The 16,885-nt window shown below is 56.3% G+C and carries 15 protein-coding genes and 1 tRNA gene; 7 read left to right on the top strand and 9 right to left on the bottom strand.

Going from position 1 to position 16,885, the window contains the following annotated elements; genetic code table 11:
• Positions 1-47: 47 nt before the first annotated feature.
• A complete protein-coding gene (locus QGT73_RS08700) occupies positions 48-692 on the bottom strand; it encodes an aminotransferase class IV (RefSeq protein WP_280122215.1) in 645 nt (214 codons plus the stop codon).
• On the bottom strand, positions 689-1,684 hold the full coding sequence (locus QGT73_RS08695) for an aminodeoxychorismate synthase component I (protein WP_280122214.1): 996 nt from the start codon (positions 1,682-1,684) through the stop codon (positions 689-691). The genes QGT73_RS08700 and QGT73_RS08695 overlap by 4 nt, the downstream gene beginning before the upstream one ends.
• 124 nt (positions 1,685-1,808) lie before the next feature.
• Between QGT73_RS08695 and QGT73_RS08690 the strand changes: the two genes are divergently transcribed.
• Both QGT73_RS08690 and QGT73_RS08685 read left to right on the top strand, forming a co-directional pair.
• A complete protein-coding gene (locus tag QGT73_RS08690) occupies positions 1,809-2,417 on the top strand; it encodes an anthranilate synthase component II (RefSeq protein WP_280122213.1) in 609 nt (202 codons plus the stop codon).
• Positions 2,418-2,498: 81 nt separating this feature from the next.
• Positions 2,499-3,419, top strand: coding sequence for a helix-turn-helix transcriptional regulator (locus QGT73_RS08685; protein ID WP_280122212.1), 921 nt, complete (start codon positions 2,499-2,501; stop codon positions 3,417-3,419).
• Between the two features lie 51 nt (positions 3,420-3,470).
• Here QGT73_RS08685 and QGT73_RS08680 read toward each other — a convergent pair.
• The 7 genes from QGT73_RS08680 to QGT73_RS08650 form a co-directional block, all read right to left on the bottom strand.
• Positions 3,471-3,547 (bottom strand) — tRNA-Ala (locus QGT73_RS08680).
• 293 nt (positions 3,548-3,840) lie between these two features.
• Entirely contained in the window at positions 3,841-5,205 is a 1,365-nt protein-coding gene (locus QGT73_RS08675) for a murein hydrolase activator EnvC family protein (protein WP_123616780.1), read from the bottom strand.
• 67 nt (positions 5,206-5,272) lie between these two features.
• The gene (gene lolB1 / locus QGT73_RS08670) at positions 5,273-6,004 is read right to left on the bottom strand and encodes a lipoprotein insertase outer membrane protein LolB1 (protein WP_280122211.1); all 732 of its coding nucleotides are present in this window, start codon (positions 6,002-6,004) and stop codon (positions 5,273-5,275) included.
• A 22-nt stretch (positions 6,005-6,026) separates the two neighbouring features.
• Positions 6,027-7,784: a tetratricopeptide repeat protein gene (locus QGT73_RS08665; RefSeq protein ID WP_280122210.1), complete on the bottom strand. Its 1,758-nt coding sequence runs from the start codon at positions 7,782-7,784 to the stop codon at positions 6,027-6,029.
• Between the two features lie 97 nt (positions 7,785-7,881).
• Positions 7,882-8,316 carry a dUTP diphosphatase gene (dut, locus tag QGT73_RS08660; RefSeq protein ID WP_280122226.1) on the bottom strand — a complete coding sequence of 145 codons (435 nt, stop codon included), beginning with the start codon at positions 8,314-8,316 and terminating at the stop codon, positions 7,882-7,884.
• Between the two features lie 93 nt (positions 8,317-8,409).
• A complete protein-coding gene (locus tag QGT73_RS08655; protein WP_280122209.1) occupies positions 8,410-9,351 on the bottom strand; it encodes a hypothetical protein in 942 nt (313 codons plus the stop codon).
• A 79-nt stretch (positions 9,352-9,430) separates the two neighbouring features.
• Positions 9,431-11,551 (bottom strand): prolyl oligopeptidase family serine peptidase, encoded by a 2,121-nt coding sequence (locus QGT73_RS08650; RefSeq protein ID WP_280122208.1) that lies wholly within the window; start codon positions 11,549-11,551, stop codon positions 9,431-9,433.
• Between the two features lie 338 nt (positions 11,552-11,889).
• On the opposite strand from QGT73_RS08650, the gene QGT73_RS08645 reads away from it, so the two are divergent.
• From QGT73_RS08645 to QGT73_RS08625, 5 genes are all read left to right on the top strand, one after another.
• A complete protein-coding gene (locus tag QGT73_RS08645) occupies positions 11,890-12,480 on the top strand; it encodes an RNA polymerase sigma factor (RefSeq protein ID WP_280122207.1) in 591 nt (196 codons plus the stop codon).
• A 73-nt stretch (positions 12,481-12,553) separates the two neighbouring features.
• A complete protein-coding gene (locus QGT73_RS08640) occupies positions 12,554-13,618 on the top strand; it encodes a porin (protein WP_280122206.1) in 1,065 nt (354 codons plus the stop codon).
• A 456-nt stretch (positions 13,619-14,074) separates the two neighbouring features.
• Positions 14,075-14,953, top strand: coding sequence for a T9SS type A sorting domain-containing protein (locus tag QGT73_RS08635; RefSeq protein WP_280122205.1), 879 nt, complete (start codon positions 14,075-14,077; stop codon positions 14,951-14,953).
• Positions 14,954-15,212: 259 nt separating this feature from the next.
• Positions 15,213-15,542: a T9SS type A sorting domain-containing protein gene (locus QGT73_RS08630; RefSeq protein WP_280122204.1), complete on the top strand. Its 330-nt coding sequence runs from the start codon at positions 15,213-15,215 to the stop codon at positions 15,540-15,542.
• 52 nt (positions 15,543-15,594) lie between these two features.
• Entirely contained in the window at positions 15,595-16,554 is a 960-nt protein-coding gene (locus QGT73_RS08625; protein WP_280122203.1) for a diacylglycerol/lipid kinase family protein, read from the top strand.
• The last annotated feature ends 331 nt before the right edge of the window (positions 16,555-16,885 follow it).

Raw genomic sequence — 16,885 nt, 5'->3', positions numbered from 1 at the left:
AGGTTTACGCACGCAAAGTTACACAAAAATTCCGGCTGTGTCAATGACTATTTGTCGTGGAGGGGATGGATCTGTGTCACGGCTATCGGGGTGAAGGTGCCCGGTGGCATGAGGGCATTGATGTAGGCTATGCGGGTTATGCCCAGCCGGTTGCCGGGGAGGAGGTCGGCGGGGGTGACGGGGATGGCCACGGCGCGGCCTGTGTCGAGCAGATGGCGGCGCATCACTCCGGGAAGCAACGGGGTGGAGGGGGTGTAGGCTCGGCCGGGAGCGAGCAGGAGCAGGTTGGCATAGGTGCTGTCGGTGACGAGACCGTCTTTGACTATGACGAGCCCTTCGTCGGGCCGGAGCGGTATGTCGGGATAGGCCAGGGGTGTGCGGTCGAGATATTTCAGATGGTAGTCGACGGTGTTGTCGCTGACCATGCGCAGCCGCGACAGCGGGCGCGGGGTGTAGGCTTCATATTGTATGTCGTCGATGTCACGGCCATATATCACGCGGCATTTCACTGTGAGGTCGGCGAGATGAGGGGGAATGTGAAACATCGATGTGTCGAGTCCGGGGCCTTCGATGCCGTAGACTTCGCGGCGGGTGGCGCGCATGCGGTCGGTGTGGAGGTCGAGCAGATGGAGCCGTCCGTCGGCATAGCGTATGGTCTCGATGAAGCGTGGCGAGGTGTCGTCGAGGATCATGAGAGATAGATTTTGGTGAGAAGTTCGGAGTATTCCTCCGTGCAGTCGCTGTTGACGGTGATGCCTCCGCCGCTGTGGAAATACAGCCGTCCGTCAGTGTCGCGTTGCAGACAGCGTATCATCACGGCCGACTCCATGCGTCGTCCGTCGAAGTGGCCGAAGACGCCTGTATACCACCCCCGCGGCGAGGTCTCGGCCGAGTCGATTAGACTCACTGTGGCCGGCTTGGGCGCGCCTGTGATGCTTCCGGCGGGGAGCAGGGGGAGCAGTATGTCGCCATACCGACCGACAAGCCGGGCAGGGAGACGTCCGCTGATCTCGGAGCTCGTCTGGAGTATCGACCCGCTGCGTGTGATGATTTCCTGGAAATATCTGAATCGTTTCACCTCTACCTCGCCGGCCACGCGGTTGAGGTCGTTGCGCATGAGATCGACTATGGTGTAGTGTTCGCACAGCTCCTTGTGGTTGTCACGCAACGTCTCGGCGGCGTCGGGGAGCGAGGTGTCGATGGTGCCCTTCATGGGGTAGGTGGAGATGAGGTCGTGGTCGATGGTGACAAACGGTTCGGGTGAGAAGCATACAAACTCTTCGCCGAGCAGCAGCCTGAAGGGTGCGCGCGAGGCGAGAAAGACATCCTTGAGGGTGGCATCGCACTCCACGCGTGTGCGGGCAGTGAGGTTGGCCAGGAAGGAGTCGCCGCGCATGAGTCCGCCGCGGACGCGGGCAAACATCGCGGCATATTCGTCGGCCGTCGGCGGGGCTGTGATGGAGAGCCGGGGGGCGGTGACATGATGCATGCCGGAGCAGTTGCCGGCATTGCCCATCTGCCAGAGTATGCGGCCCGCTTCGTAGGGCCGGTCGAGAAAAAATCCGCGCCGTAAACCGTAGTCAATGCCCCACACAAATGGTCGGCGCGAGGAGCCGTAGCTGTTCATCAGCTCGCGCAGACTTTCGGGCGTGATGGTGTCGATGGTGTCGATAGGGTGAAACATGACGCAAATGTACGAATAAATGGGAATAAACAGTTAATTTTGCCGACGAGTTTTACTCGGCTCCCTCCCCGACCTGCGGACAGCGCGTGGCCGGGAGGGAGCCGTCAAGAGGCTGTGTGTGATTATGAATATTCTGATTATCGATAATTACGATTCGTTTGTCTACAATATAGTCGGTCTTCTGCAGGGGGAGCGTGCTGCCGCCGGCGGTGTCGGGCCTGAGTGGGATGTGGTGCGCAATGATGTCATTCCTTTCGGCACGCTTGACCGTTATGACGCTATAATACTCTCGCCGGGGCCGGGTGTGCCCGGTGAGGCCGGCGGACTGATGAGGCTTGTGGCTGAGGCTTCACATGTGCCTATGCTCGGCATATGTCTGGGCCACCAGGCTATAGCTCAGCATTACGGGGCACGGTTGTGTCAGCTCGCTCATCCGCGTCACGGACATCCGTCGGTGCTGACCGACATTGACCCGGCCGACCCGCTCATAGGGCGGTGTGGTGACGGGAGAGGCGTCACGGTGGGGCGTTATCATTCGTGGACGGTCGACGAGGCTTCGCTGCCCTCATGTCTTCATGTCACTTCACGCGATGAGGAGGGTCACATCATGTCGATGCGTCATGAATCGCTCCCGACGTTTGGCGTGCAGTTTCACCCCGAAAGTGTCATCACCACATGCGGCTGCGAACTGCTACATAATTTTATCGTTTATGCGGGAGGCCGCGGCCGGTGACGGCAAAAGGGGCGTGATATTTTATTATTCTGCCGCGAAATGTCATATCGAATGGTTATCTTTGCGGAAAACTAATCATTTATGGCTACCTCTGTAAGACTTATCAGACGCTACGTCTGGCTCATCGACACGATACGTCGTGCCGGACACATGACCTATGAGGAAATCAACCGTGAGTGGATGGAGGAGCGGGTGTTGAGGCTTGAGCATGAGGAGGAGTTTCCCGAACGTACTTTTCACCGCCACCGTCAGGCTATCGCTGACTTATTCGGCATAGACATACTGTGTAACCGATATGACGGCAACAGGTATTACATTGATAATGATGACGCGCTCAATCGTCCGTCGTTTACGTCGTGGCTGTTCAACGGTCTCTCGATCGATAATCTGTTGACGAGCAATGAGGATATTGCCGGGCGGATAATGTTTGAGGACACTCCCGGCGGCACGGAGTTCCTGTCAACGATCATCGAGGCTATGGCCAAGGGGCGTGTGATGACGATTGGTTACAGGCGATTTGACCATGTGGAGTCATCGGAGCGCGAGGTTATGCCTTACGGGCTGAAGCAGTCGGGACGGAGGTGGTATCTGATTGCGTGTCGGGAGGGGCGCGGGGGGCTCACGGTGTTTGCCCTTGACCGTATGGAGTCGGTGAGTCTGACCGATAAGGTGTTTGAGCCGGACAGTGATTTGGACGTCAACGCGTATTTCGATGAGGTGGTCGGGGTCAATGTCGATGACGAGTATGATTGCGAGAAGATAATGCTCCGTGTCTATGGCCGCCAGCGCGACTATATTGAGTCGCTCCCTCTTCATAAGTCGCAACGGCTGATGTCACGCACCGGAGCTTACTCGGACTATGAACTGACTCTCCGTCCGGAATATGAATTCCGCCACGCAGTCCTCGGTCTTGGGCCTGACGCGGAAATCCTCTACCCGCAATGGCTGAGAGAGGAAATCAAATGGCTGGCCGAGGAGACGGCGAAGAGGTATATCAGATGAGGCGGGGCTGATATGACAAAAAAGCGAATCGAAATTTTCGATTCGCTTGGGTGGTGGAGTATAGCGGACTCGAACCGCTCACCTCGACACTGCCAGTGTCGCGCTCTAGCCAGATGAGCTAATACCCCGGTTGTTTGCGTCGGGCCGTTTGGCTTTTGCGTTGCAAAGGTAGTGATGTTTTTTGGGTTTTGCAAATTTTTTTCGAGGAAAATATTGGGCGGCGGAGATTTTTTTGCTTTTTTGTGATGGCGGGAGAATGCTTTCGCGCTTGCGCGGGTGGCGAGCTGAAGCTCGCGAGCGGGGACAAAGGGCAGGGTGGGCTTTGGGATGAGGGGCGGGGCTTTCGCGCTTGCGTGGGTGGCGAGCTGAAGCTCGGGAGCGGGGACAAAGGCAGGGCGGGCTTTGGGATGAGGGGCGGGGGTTATTTTACCCAGAGGATGGGATTGAGCTTTTGTCGTTCGTCGCGGACTTCGAAGTGGAGTATGGTGCGGTTGTCGTCGGCGGGGTCGGAGTGGATGGAGCCGAGGAGGTGACCGGCTTTGATGTGCTGGCCCTGACGGACATTGCAGGCTGAGAGGCCGGCGTAGACGGTGAGGTATTTGCCGTGGCGGAGCATGACGATGGTGTTGAAACCGTCTTGCCGGAAGATGGCTGAGACTGTGCCATCAAAGACGGCGCGGGCGGAGGTGCCGGTGGGGACTTCGATGTCGATGCCTGAGTTGTCGGTGACGACGTGTCGCTGTGTGGGATGGGGCTGGCGGCCGAACTGACGTACGATTTTGTAACGTCCGCTTACTGGGAAGAGGAGCTGTCCTTTGTTGGCCGAGAAGGAGCCTGAGAGCTGTGTGGCTGAGGTGGTGGCTGCTGAGCGGGTCTCGGCGCGGGATGATGCTATGGCGCGTGCAGAGGGGGTGTCGGATGATGTCGTTCGGGTGGTGGTTTTGGTGTTTTTGGCTTCTTTGGCTTTGCGGGCGGCTTCTTCGCGGGCTATGCGCTGCTGCTCGGCTGCGATGATGCGGTCGAGCTCGCGGTCGAGGGCTTGGGCCTGTTTTTTCTGACGGGCGAGTTCGGCTTTGAGCTGTGTGCCTTGTCGGCGCAGGTTGGTGACGAGCTTTTCGGATTCGTTTTGTTTTAGAGAGAGTGAGCGACGTGCTTCTTCGGCCTGTCGGCAGGCTTTGTCCTGCTGATGGCGCAGGCCGGTGAGGTGTTGGCGTCGTTGGGATATGCGGTCGATGGCTTGGTCGATGTCGGCTGCTTTGCGTCTGCGCCATTCGCTGAAACGGTTGAGGTAGCGCACGCGGCTGTAGGCTTCGCTGAAGCTGCCTGCGGAGAATACGAATGCTATGGCGTCCATTTCACCTGCGGAGGGCTGGAGGCTGCGGAGAGCTTTGGCATAGGCTGTGCGTAGGTCGTTGAGGTTGCTCTCGAGGATGGCGATGGAGTCGGAGGTGGATGTTATGGCTGTGCCGAGCGAGTCGATGTGGGTGCGGAGCCGGTGCACGGTGGCATCCTGCTGGCGGATGTCAGCGTTGAGAGAGTTGAGCGAGTTGAGCTGTCGTTTGAGCTCTTTGTCGGTGGTGGTTATGCGCTTGGATGTCTCGGAGATTTTGCGCTGAGTGGTGGATTGTTCTTTTTTTATTTTGTCGGCCGAGCGGGTGGTTGTGGTGGTCTGGCGACGTCGTTGGGTGGTCTTGCGTTTCTGTGATGCGGCTTCGGCATCAAGGCTCATTGCCACAGTCAGTATTATGGCGGAGAGAATGTAGGATATGCGGCGAAGGAGCGTCATAGTGATGATGGAAGGTCGTGAGGTTTAAGTGGATGTAGGTTTGTATATTATAGCGAGAGAGTCCGCGCTATAATTTCAGAGATTTAAGCAGGGCGGCGGCGTCGATGCGTCGGTAGCCGGAGGGGATCGAGAAGGTTTTTGACGCGCCGGTGTCGGCCTTGGCCCGGCCCCAGTCGTAGCTTAGCGATGCTGCGATCTGTCGGCCTGAGGTGGTGGCGGAGATGTCGACCTGTGAGGCGAGCGGTGCGCCCTGCTGTGGGGTGTAGGTTATGACGGCTTTGCGTCCGGAGGCTGTGGTCAGGGTGATGTCGAGGGGCTGGCCTGTGGTGGCGGAGGTGTTGATGTCGACCGAGGTGCCAGCTCCGGGCGACGGCAGTGTGAGGGGCGCGCCTATGAGCAGCGACTGGATGTCGCTGATGTCGGCGTCGATGCCTCCGAGCAGACGGCTGATGCTTTCGGCCACGTATACGCGCTGGAGCTTGGCGTAGGCGTAGACTGAGTCGGAGGTTATGTAGGCAGCTCCGACTTCAAATCCGAGCATGCGCATGGAGATGTGTATGTCTTTGCCGTTGACCATGGTCATTGTGCCGCTTACGCGCAGGGATGCGGGGCGGGTGATGCTGACGGTGACGGGCAGGCTGAGGTCGGTCCATGCGAGCTGCTGCGAGGCGGGCGATGATGAGGTCTCGCCGGGGGTGTAGGTGCCTGTGGCGGGGGTGTTTTTACGCGAGGAACTGCATGATGCCGCGAGGGCTGTGAGGATGGTGATGAGGAGGAGCCTTGTGATTAGTCTTGTCATGAGCGGTGGGGGTGAAGTCGTGTCACTTGAAGTAATAGGATTTGTTCCTGACCTTGCGTTGGAGCAGTTCGTTGTCGGGGGTTAGTTTCAGGGCTTCTTTCCAGAAGTCGAGGGCTTTGTCGGGCTCTCCGTCCATGAAGTATATGTCGCCGGCATGCTCGAGGACGTCGGCCGACATGTCGTCCTCGCCTGTCAGCTCAAGGGTGCGGTCGATGGCCTCGCGGGCTTTGGCGTAGTCCTTGCGTTTGAACAGGACCCATGCATAGGTGTCGAGCGAGGTGGGGTTGTCGGTCTCGCTCTTCATGACGGTCTCGATCATGCGCAGGGCTTCGTCGAGGTCTTTGCCTTCGCATGCCATGTGGTAGGCGCAGTTGTTGAGGGCGAGGGTATTGGTGGGGTCGTAGGTAATGGCTTTAGAGTAGTAGACGTAGGAGCTGTCGGGGAGCTGCTGCTGATACATGTTGTCGCCCATGGAGGTGTAGATGCGCGAGATGAGTTCTACATCCTCGGCCGGAGTGAGCTTAAGGGCCTTGTCGAGCTGGGCCATGCAACTGTCGTTGTCGCCGCGCATGCCGTAGATGGAGCCGAGCACGAGGTGCTGGCGGGGGTTGTCGGGATAGTAGTGGAGCGAGCGTGTGATGGCGTCCTCGGCTTTGTCGAGGTCTTCGGTCTGGAGGTAGAGCGACGAGAGCATCTCCCAGCCTTCGGGGTCGGCGGGGTTGAGGCCGAGGGTCTGTTCCTCCTGCTCGGCTGCGGCTTCATAGTCGCGCACCACTATGAGGTAGCGGGCATAGTAGTCGTGGATGTCGTGCTCGAGGGGGTGCTGCACGATGAGTGTGTCGAAGAGCTGCCGTATGCGGGGCTGCTGGAGCGAGTCGGTGTACATCTCCTGTATGTATCCCCGCAGTATGGAGAGCTTGGTGTCGACGTCGAGGCTGTTCTGACGCAGGGCGTTGAAGACTTCGCGGTCATAGCCGACGGAGTCGTTGATGGAGTTGTAGTATTCGGCCTTGGAGTAGTAGGCGAGGCCGCTGGATGGGTCGAGCTCGCAGGCGCGGTCGAAGAAGCGGAGAGCCTCGTCGCCCCGTCCGAACATGGAGTAGACTTTGCCCGAGAAGACCTGAAACTCGGCGTTGCCGGGCGAGGCCTGTCGCAGACGGTCGGCCTCGGAGAGCACGGCCGCGGTGTCGTTTTCGTTGAAATAGAGCTGTATCTTGTTGCTCGACAGGGCGAGGCTCGGGCCTTCGACCGCCTCGATGGAGTCATAGATGGCTATGGCTCGTGAGCGGTCGGCGTTGTCGCCCCCGCGGGAGAGGGCGTCGGCGAGCTGAAAGGCTATCTCGACCTTGTCGGGATAGATGTCGTGAAGAGTGTCCCAGACTCTGATGGCTTCACCGCGGTCGAGCATTTGCTGTGCCAGGAGGCCATATTTGACTCCTGTGTAATAGTCGGAGGGGTTGGCGTCCCAATAGTCGCGCAGTCGGGCTATGCCTTCGGCCAGACTTGTGGTGTCGGAGGGGTCGGAGGCGAGCAGCAGTATGAAATTGGAGAGCTCGAGGCCTGTCTCTTTGTCGGAGGGGTTGAGCTCGGCGGCTCTTGAGAGCAGGGCGTAGGCTGCGTCATAGTTGCCCTGCGACTTGGCGCGCAGGGCTTCGAGATACATATAGTCGGCTTTGTCGCTGTCGCCCGATTGCGTGGCGGGCTTGCGTGCCCGTCCTGTGGCACTGAAGGCTGCGGCGAGCAGTAGCAGGGGGAGTAATATCAGTGGTAAACGCTTCACGATAGTGGATAATTAGAAGATTGCAGGCTTGACCGGGCTGATGGGGGTGATGGGCCTAATGGGGCCAATGGGGCTAATTGGGCGGGGACTTTAACGCTTATTCAGTGCCCGTGTGGCCGAAGCCTCCGTCGCCGCGCTCGGTCTCGTCGATGCGTGTCACGGGCTCCCAGTCGACACGTACATATTCTTTTATCACCATCTGGGCGATGCGTTCACCGGGGGTGATGGTGTAGGGGTCGTTGGATAGGTTGATGACTATGATGCCTATCTCTCCGCGATAGTCGGCGTCGACAGTGCCGGGGGTGTTGACGAGCGATATGCCGTGTTTCAGAGCCAGTCCGGAGCGGGGGCGTATCTGACATTCGTAGCCTTGGGGGAGCTGTATGCGCAGCCCTGTGGGTATGAGGCGACGCTCGAGCGGGCCGAGGGTGAGGGGTTCGGAGATGTTGGCGCGCACATCCATGCCTGCGGCCGAGTGGGTCTCGTAGGCGGGGAGGGCGTAGGGTGAGTCGTTTATGATTTTGACAGATATATGTTTCATAAATAAATAGCTGTGATGGGAGTGTATATAGTTAACAAGCGTGAGAGGGGTAAAGTTGAGGGCCGGAGCGAGAGGTGGCTTCGGTCAGTGACGGAAACGTTTGAGAAGCCCGTCTTCAAAGAGGAGGTAGACGCCGTTTTCATACAGCCATGCCTCGCGGTAGAAGCTGTTGGTGGCACCTCGCTCGATTTCCTTAGGAGTGCCGAGTGACAGACGGCACTCCTCGAGGGTCATGCCTTCGGTGACGCGGCCGTCGATAATGAGCTGCCAGTGTTCGGGCGTGATGTGGGGATATTGTATCCTTGGGTCGGTGAATGAGAATACCCGCGAGAATGTGCGCGGGGCGTCACCCTTGGCTCCGGGGTGGATGAAGATTCTTGCCGAGCGTCCTTCGGGGTCGGTAAAGGCTACTTTGACAGGAAACAGAGAGTTGCCCGCGGCTACGGAGTCGACAGTCACGGGGATAAATTTGCGGCCGCCGCCGACGGGATTGTCGGTGTCGTCGCGCCATGATGAGGTGAGTATGTAGAATTTTTTGCCGATGAGCCTGTCAGCGGCCCCGGCGATGACCGACATCTGGATTGTGAACGGGATTTCGGTCGAGGTCTCGGACATGAGGCGTTGGAGAGGACGGTTAATGCGATAGACGAGTCGGTCGTCCCCGGGAGAGATGAAGGTGATGTCGGTGACTGGACTGCCGGTGATGCCGGTGGTCTCGGAGGCCGAGTCATAGCGGATGATTTTGCCTGTGAGCGGCTGAGAGGGAGCTGTGGCCCCGAATATGCGCGAGATGCGCGGGTCGGTGACCATAAACTCCTTGCCCCGCTCCCATGCCGACAGCGGAGAGTCGGTCACGTCGGCGAGATAGGTGTCCTCGGGGGTGACGGGCGCGACTTCGCGCCTGACATCCTTGCCTGTGATGCGCGGAGTGGACTCCACCCCTGTGAAAAAGCAGCTCTGCACAAGCAGAGTCAGGGGCAGAAGTAAGAGTAAGCGTGAAGGGAAATGAGAGGTGTGAAATTTCATCAATATTATATTCTGAAGCCGGATGAGGACTGCGCCGCCGGTCAAGACGCAGCCTCATCCGACATTCAAATAAAGAGCGTTATTCCTTGGGCGTCAGGCCGAGGTTGTGGAACATGAACGAATAAATGTCGGCATACTCCTCGATGACCTTGGCTGTGGGCTTGCCCGCACCGTGTCCGGCCTTGGAGTCGATGCGTATGAGCTTGGGGGCGTCGCCCGTGTCGGCGGCCTGGAGGGCTGCGGCATACTTGAACGAGTGGGCGGGCACCACACGGTCGTCATGGTCGGCGGTGGTGACCATGATGGCGGGATAGGGGGTGCCGTCATTGCGCACGTTGTGGAGGGGCGAGTAGTCGAGCAGATATTTAGCCATTTCGGGCGAGTCGGCCGATGTGCCGTAGTCCGAGGCCCAGTTCCATCCGATGGTGAAGAGGTGATAGCGCATCATGTCCATCACACCCACACGCGGGAAGGCTACCTTGAAGAGATCGGGACGCTGGTTGACGGTCGCGCCGACGAGCAGACCTCCGTTGCTGGCACCCTCGATGGTGATCCAGTCGGGTGAGGTCCAACCCTCGCGGATGAGATACTCGGCCGCGCCGATAAAGTCGTCAAACACGTTTTGCTTCTTCATCTTGGTGCCGGCCTCGTGCCAGGGCTCGCCATACTCCGAGCCGCCGCGCAGGTTGGTCTGGGCATATATCACGCCGTTCTCGAGCATGAAGAGGCGGTTGGGCGAGAACGAGGGGGGCAGCGCGCTGTTGAAGCCTCCGTAGCCGTAGAGATAGACGGGATTCTTGCCGTCGCGCTCGGTGCCTTTCTTGTAGGTCAGGAACATCGGTATCTTTGTGCCGTCGGCCGAGGGATAGAACACCTGCTCGGTGACATACTCGTCGAGGTTGACACCCTCGAGCTCGGGGCGGAACACCTGGGTGCTCTCGCCGGTCTTGTTGTCATAGGCATATATGGTCGCGGGCGATGCAAAGGAGCTGAGGCTGTAATACACGTCTTCAGGATGTGTGCGCGATGCCGAGAGGGCGAGCGAGCCTACGCCGGGCAGCTTGATGTCGGACTGCTCCTTGCCGTCGAGCGAGTAGACGGCCACATGGTCGGAGGCGTCCTTCTGATAGGCCACATACATGTCCTTGCCCGAGAGGCGCACATACTTGAGTACGCGGTCAGACTCGGGGATGAGTTCGCGCCAGTTCTCGCGCGAGGGGTTGGCCACGTCGGCCACCATGACACGCTTGTTGGCCGCGCCGAAGGTGGTGAGGATATATATCTTGCCGTTGATTACGTCGATGATGTCGCAGTCATACTCCTGGTCGGGCGACACAGTGACCCACGAGCCTCCGCGGCGCATCTTGACAGCGTTGCCCACGCCCTGGCCCGAAATGTAGACAAACATCGCCGGGTCGGTGTCGGCCACGCCCGCGCTGTGGAAGTGGAGCGGATTGGCGGGGTCGGAGAATACGAGAGTGTCATCGCTCTGCGGGGTGCCGAGCTTGTGATAGTAGACCTGATGGTTCTCGTTGGCGTTGGAGAACTCCTTGCCGGCCTCGGGGCGCGGATACGCGCTGTAATAGAAGCCGTCGCCGTCCCATTCGGCACTTGTGAACTTGGCCCACTCTATGTGGTCGGGGAGCAGTTCTTTGGTTGCAGTGTCCATCACGTATATCTCCACCCAGTCACTGCCGCTGCGGTTGATGGTATAGGCTGTATATTTGCCATCCTTTGACTGAGTCATGCCTCCGAGGGCCACGGTGCCGTCGTCGCTGAGGGTGTTGGGGTCGAGAAACACCTCACGTTCGCCCGAGGCAAGATTGTCGGTGCGGTAGATTACATACTGGTTTTTGAGACCGTCATTCTCCGAGTAGTAATACTTACCGTCGTTCTGTCGGGTCGGGAGTCCGCGCTTCACATAGTTGTTGAGGTGGGTGAGCCGCTCGGCTATGGCCTTGCGGAAAGGTATCTGCGAGAGATACTGCTCGGTGACCTTGTTTTCAGCCTCGACCCAGGCGAGAGTCGCGGGGGCGGTGTCGTTTTCGAGCGGACGGTAAATGTCACGAACTTCCATCCCGAAGATAGTGTCGACTGTGCCGTCCTGCGGAGCGGCCGGATAGTTGATTTTCCCGGAGGAGTGGCATCCCGCCAGTGAGCATGTGAGCATGGCAGTTGCGATTACTTGTAAGGGTTTCATAATTGGGTTATAGAAGATGATTGGCACTCAGATATTCGATCATGGAGAAAAATTCGCCATGGGCCGGCTGTGATGAGGATCATGTTGCACGCGTTTATCAACAGTAATGCAAAGTAACGAATAATTATTCAATTATATTATTATATAAAACGTATTTGGTGGTTAAATTATGCTAAGATTGTTGTGAGAGATTGGATTTTTTGGTACTTTTGCATGGATAAGACTGCGTTTTATTGTATGCGGTCTCCAAAAAAGACACACTTTTAACATTATTTTATTTTTAAAAACCGCGGCCTATAGATTGTACTGCTACTCTAACCATAAAATCGAGAACTACAATGCAGGATCTGACTAAGCTTTCCGACCGTGAATTGGTCGCCGCTTATGCCAATGATAGTAACGAGGCGTTTGACATACTGCTCGAACGTCACAAAAACAGGGTCTACACCTACATCCTTCATATCGTAAAGAATAAGGACCTTGCCGACGACATCTTCCAGGAGACGTTTGTCAAGGCCATCATGACCATCAGGCAGGGACGCTATGCCGAGCACGGCAAGTTTTCAGGCTGGCTCACCCGCATAGCCCACAACCTTATCATCGACTATTTCCGTCAGGAGAAGGTGGAAAACACTTTTTCGACCGACGACGAAGGGTGTGACCTGCTCAACCGCCGCGACCTCTGCGACGGCACCGTCGAGGACGAGATGGTGAGCGTGCAGATTGACGAAGACCTGCGCCGCCTGGTGATGGCTCTGCCCGACCCGCAGCGCGAGGTGCTGGTGATGCGTTACTATAGAAACATGTCGTTCAAGGAGATTGCCGACGCCACGCGCGTGAGCATCAATACGGCTCTCGGCCGCATGCGCTATGCCATAATCAATATGCGCCGCATGGCTGCCGAGAATAATATCGTGCTTGCGGTGTGAGTGCGGGAGCGGTCGTGCGTTACGGTTTTATGGTAAGCCGCCGAGACAAGAGACTAATCATCAATTTTCAATCATGAAAGGTATATACACAGTCATGGCCCCGAAGCGAGTGCTCTCGGGGCTGCTGATTTTAGCAGCTATGATGCCGGCCTACTGTCGGGCCGCGCTCAATGAGGAGGGAAAGGATAAGGATTTCAGTTATGTGCCGGAGATTCACGGCGCGCTGCGCACCCGTTATGAGATGGATCTTGACGGCGACGGGTCGCGCTTTCAGGTGAGAAACGCCCGTGTGTCGCTGGCCGGAAAGATAGCCCCGACCATCGACTATTTCGCGCAGACCGACCTGTGTGACCGCGGCAAGATGAAGATACTCGACGCGTGGGGACGCATCGGCATTGTCAGGGGGCTGGCGTTTCAGGCCGGACAGTTCCGCATGCCGTTCGGCACCGACTGTTTCCGCGCGCCGTCCAATTATATATTCTCCAACCGCTCGTTTATAGGCAAGCAGATGTGTAACGTGCGCGCTGTCGGAGCCAAGCTGTCATACACACTTCCGCTCGCAGCCTCTCAGAAGCTGGAGCTGGAGGGCGGAGCCTTCAATCCCACCTCGATAGCCGACCATGACATGTGGGTCAAGGAACTGAGCTATGCGGCCAAAGCCGCCTATACGGTCGGCAACGTAAAGCTGGCCACAGGCATCCAGTCGATAGAGCCCGACTCGGTGCGCACCAATCTGTGGGGCGCGTCGGTGACGTGGACTCCGGGCCGCTGGACACTGGAGGGAGAGTATATGCACAAACATTACACCCATTCGGCCCATCGTGCCGCGCAGGGGTGGGTGATATGGGCCGACTATGCCCTGCCGGTCAAGGCCGGAGTGTTTAACCGCGCGTCGTTTCAGGCCCGCTGGGACGGCATGACTCCTCACAGCAACGCCTCGCGCAATGACGCCGGAGTGCTGACGACCACCGATGGGGCCCGCAACCGTGTGACTGCGGGAGCTACGCTGACATATGCCTACAAGGCTCTTCACTGTGACATAAGGCTTGATTACGAGAAGTATTTCTACCATAGCGGTGCGGTGGTGGCCCCGGGCGAAGGCGATAAAATCTGCGCCGAGATGGTGATAAAGTTTTAGAAATGGCCTGAGCAGTCGCTAAAAAGATATATAGGGACATAAGAAACATAAGGATTAGAAACTTATGTTTCTTATGTCTCTTTTCTTACACTTCTGTGTGCGTCGGGATTTTGGGATGAGGTTATTTGGATAAGTTGACAAAATAGGTTACTTTTGTGGTGCGTATAGAGATGCGCAGACATTTTGTTATAAGCGTTTCGTGCTTTGTCTTTTACAAGGAAATCGCCAATTTCAATACAACGAAGATAAAAGCAGTCAACGAACGCTCATGCTTGTCGTATATCCACTCCCCGACAAGGGGCTTCGATATTCGATATGGCGTGGGAGTGGACTGTTTATCCGTTGTAAGGCGTTTGGCGATGCCTCTTGTAAGATAAACTCGGACATCATTCCACGCTTTTTTTATTAATATTTTATCAGGTCAATTCGGGAATGGATGCGACATAGTGAATAATTATGAAAAAACTGGTTTTATTATTTTCCGTTCTCTCCTGCATGGCTGTAAATGTCGCCCGGGCCGAGTTGACCGCTACCTCGGTCCTTCCGGTCAGTTATCCCGTCCCTTGTCCGAATATGGCGATGACGGTGGATGAGGAGGATGTAGCAGTGATGCAGCCGGCTATCGCATATGAGTCGGGCAAGGATGTCGAGGTGGTTATTTTCGGAGAGAAATTTACTGTTGAAAAACAGTTCACTCTTCATGACGTTCTGACGGAACATAAGGATGACGGATCAGATGATATTTCGCTCTACAAACTATGGATTGAGTCGGCTGACTTGCAGAGTGTGGTGGTGTCGCGAAATTTCTTTGCGAAAAACGATAAGTGGTGTGTGTTGCTCTGCTATTCCAAAGGCTCATATTCAGATAGGACTGACAGGCTGAAAGTCGTGGATGAAGACGGCAACATCTTGGGTGAACTTCCCGAAATGCAAATGGGAGCTGATGCGAATATCTTCCTTGATGGATTTTTTATGGGGACACCTTATCTGTATATCCCATCAGATGAAGATGAGAATGAGACGTTTCAGCTCTATACGTTTACTGGTACAGGGCAGTCGGGCATAGAGTCGATGAAGGTGGCCACTTTGTCCAGGGCCTATCCCAATCCTCTTCCATCCGGTCAGATGTTTAATGTCGAGTTGTCAAAACCGGCCGACGGTGCTACATTCTTCTCGGTGACCGACATAAACGGTCGCCAGGTGCTTCGCAGGAAGATTCCCGCCGGCGAAAGCTGCTATCAGCTTTCAGGCGCGCGTTTCGGTCACGGCCACTATATCTATACTGTTATCTATAAGGATGGAGAGTCGGTCACAGGCCGGTTGATGGCTGAGTGAAGGCGATAAAATATGTGCCGAGATGGTGATAAGGTTTTGAAATAGCAAAAAATATCGCTAAATTTGCAGGGCATAACGGTGAGCGAGTCTTACGGTTATGCCCTGTGAATTTAGCGATATTTTTGAGTTTAAAAGAGTTTAGAGTTATGGGTTAAGTTTCGGAGTGGAAGTCATCATCGTGATTACTGATAAAAATGGCGTTCGCCCATATAACCTTATAATCTCGTAACCTTATGATCCTTCAACCCGGCTGACAGAAATGAGACAGTTGTTTGCCATACTTGCTGTAGTCCTGTGGGCTATGACGGCTTCGAGCGCGGCACCGCGCTGGGAGAGTGTCGACACGCCCGTAGAGATGGAGGTCATCTCCGACCAGAAGTCGGACGACGACGCTTCGGTGGAGATGGCTGTCAAGGAGGGCTACGTGTATATAGGCAGTTCGCGTCCGGTGACTGTCAAGGTGTTTACGATACTCGGCCAGCTTATCAGTCAGGAATCGCTGTCGGGCGGCACCCACCGGTTGCGCATGACCACCCGCGGGGTGTATATACTCAAAGTCGGCTCCCTGACACGCAGGGTCACTATCTGATAATCTTGCCGTGCGGTGATGTGGTAACTCCGCCGCTTCTTATTACGACACAATGAAAGCACGTCTCATCATAAATCCGATTTCAGGTACAGGCAGCAAGCAGGGCCTTGACCGCTATGTGGCCGACGCTCTCTCGCCTCTGGGCTGGGAACTTGAGACCACCTATACGCAATGTCACGGCGACGCCACGCGCCTGGCGGCCGAAGCGGTCGACATGGGCTATGACGCCGTGCTGGCTGCCGGAGGTGACGGTACGGTCAATGAGACGGCTGCCGCGCTGTGTGGCTCGCGGACTGCTCTCGGCATCATACCGTGTGGGTCGGGCAACGGTCTGGCCAGGCATCTCGGCATACCTATCGACGTGCGCGAGGGGGTGAAGGTGATACACGACCATCAGCCTCATCCGATAGACTATGCCACGGTCAACGGCATGAAGTTTTTCTGCACATTCGGCGTGGGATTTGATGCGGCTGTGAGTGCGGCTTTCGCCGAGAAGAAGCGTCGCGGCATGCTGACTTATCTCCAGAGTACGTTTCAGACTTATGCACATTATGAACCGGAGCTTTACACCATCACAGCCAATGGCCGCACCATCACTGAAAAGGCGTTTCTGGTGGCTGTGTGCAATGCTTCGCAGTATGGCAACAATGCCTATATAGCTCCGAGCGCGACCATCGACGACGGTCTGCTCGACGTGACCATAATCCATGCCGGCAATACGCTTTCGACTGCCCTTGTGGGATTTGACATGCTCATAGGTATGATTGAGCACAATATGCTGATTCACACTTTCCGCACATCGTCGCTTACTATCGAGCGTACTCGCGAGGGCGCGGCTCATCTTGACGGTGAGCCGCTGGTGCTCTCCGACAGGCTTGATCTGAAGTGTCACCACCGTAAGCTCAACGTGTTCGCGCCCGAGTCGCTTCCTCCTTTCCGCCCTATCCTTACCCCCGCCTCTGCTATGCTCGCCGACTTCCGCCTTGCTATGAACAAGCTGTTTCAGAAGTAGGTTTTCTTGTGGTTAAAACAGTTAAAACGGACTCTTGTGGGTTTAAAAAATCAGGGGGAGTTATAATTTAAAAACAATGTAGCCGATGTCGGCAGGATGTCCCGACAGGGACATCGGGAGATTGGTAGCCGTATGCATCCGAGCCTGGAAGGCTCGAGATGCATACGGAATGAATGAATGATTGCGCAGAGGGTGTTGCAGAACTCCTCTGATTAAAGCCTCTGAGAATTGAATATTTTAGAATAATCTGGAATTTTTCGAGATTAGTTCGTATATTCGATTCTCAGGAAGTTGAAAACCGGGCATACACTAAAAAAACAGCGAAAATCGG

Source organism: Duncaniella muricolitica (assembly GCF_910574735.1).
GTDB classification, from domain to species: Bacteria; Bacteroidota; Bacteroidia; order Bacteroidales; family Muribaculaceae; genus Duncaniella; species Duncaniella muricolitica.
The sequence above is the reverse complement of the archived record's forward strand: the minus strand, read 5'-3'. Positions and strand labels throughout refer to the sequence as shown.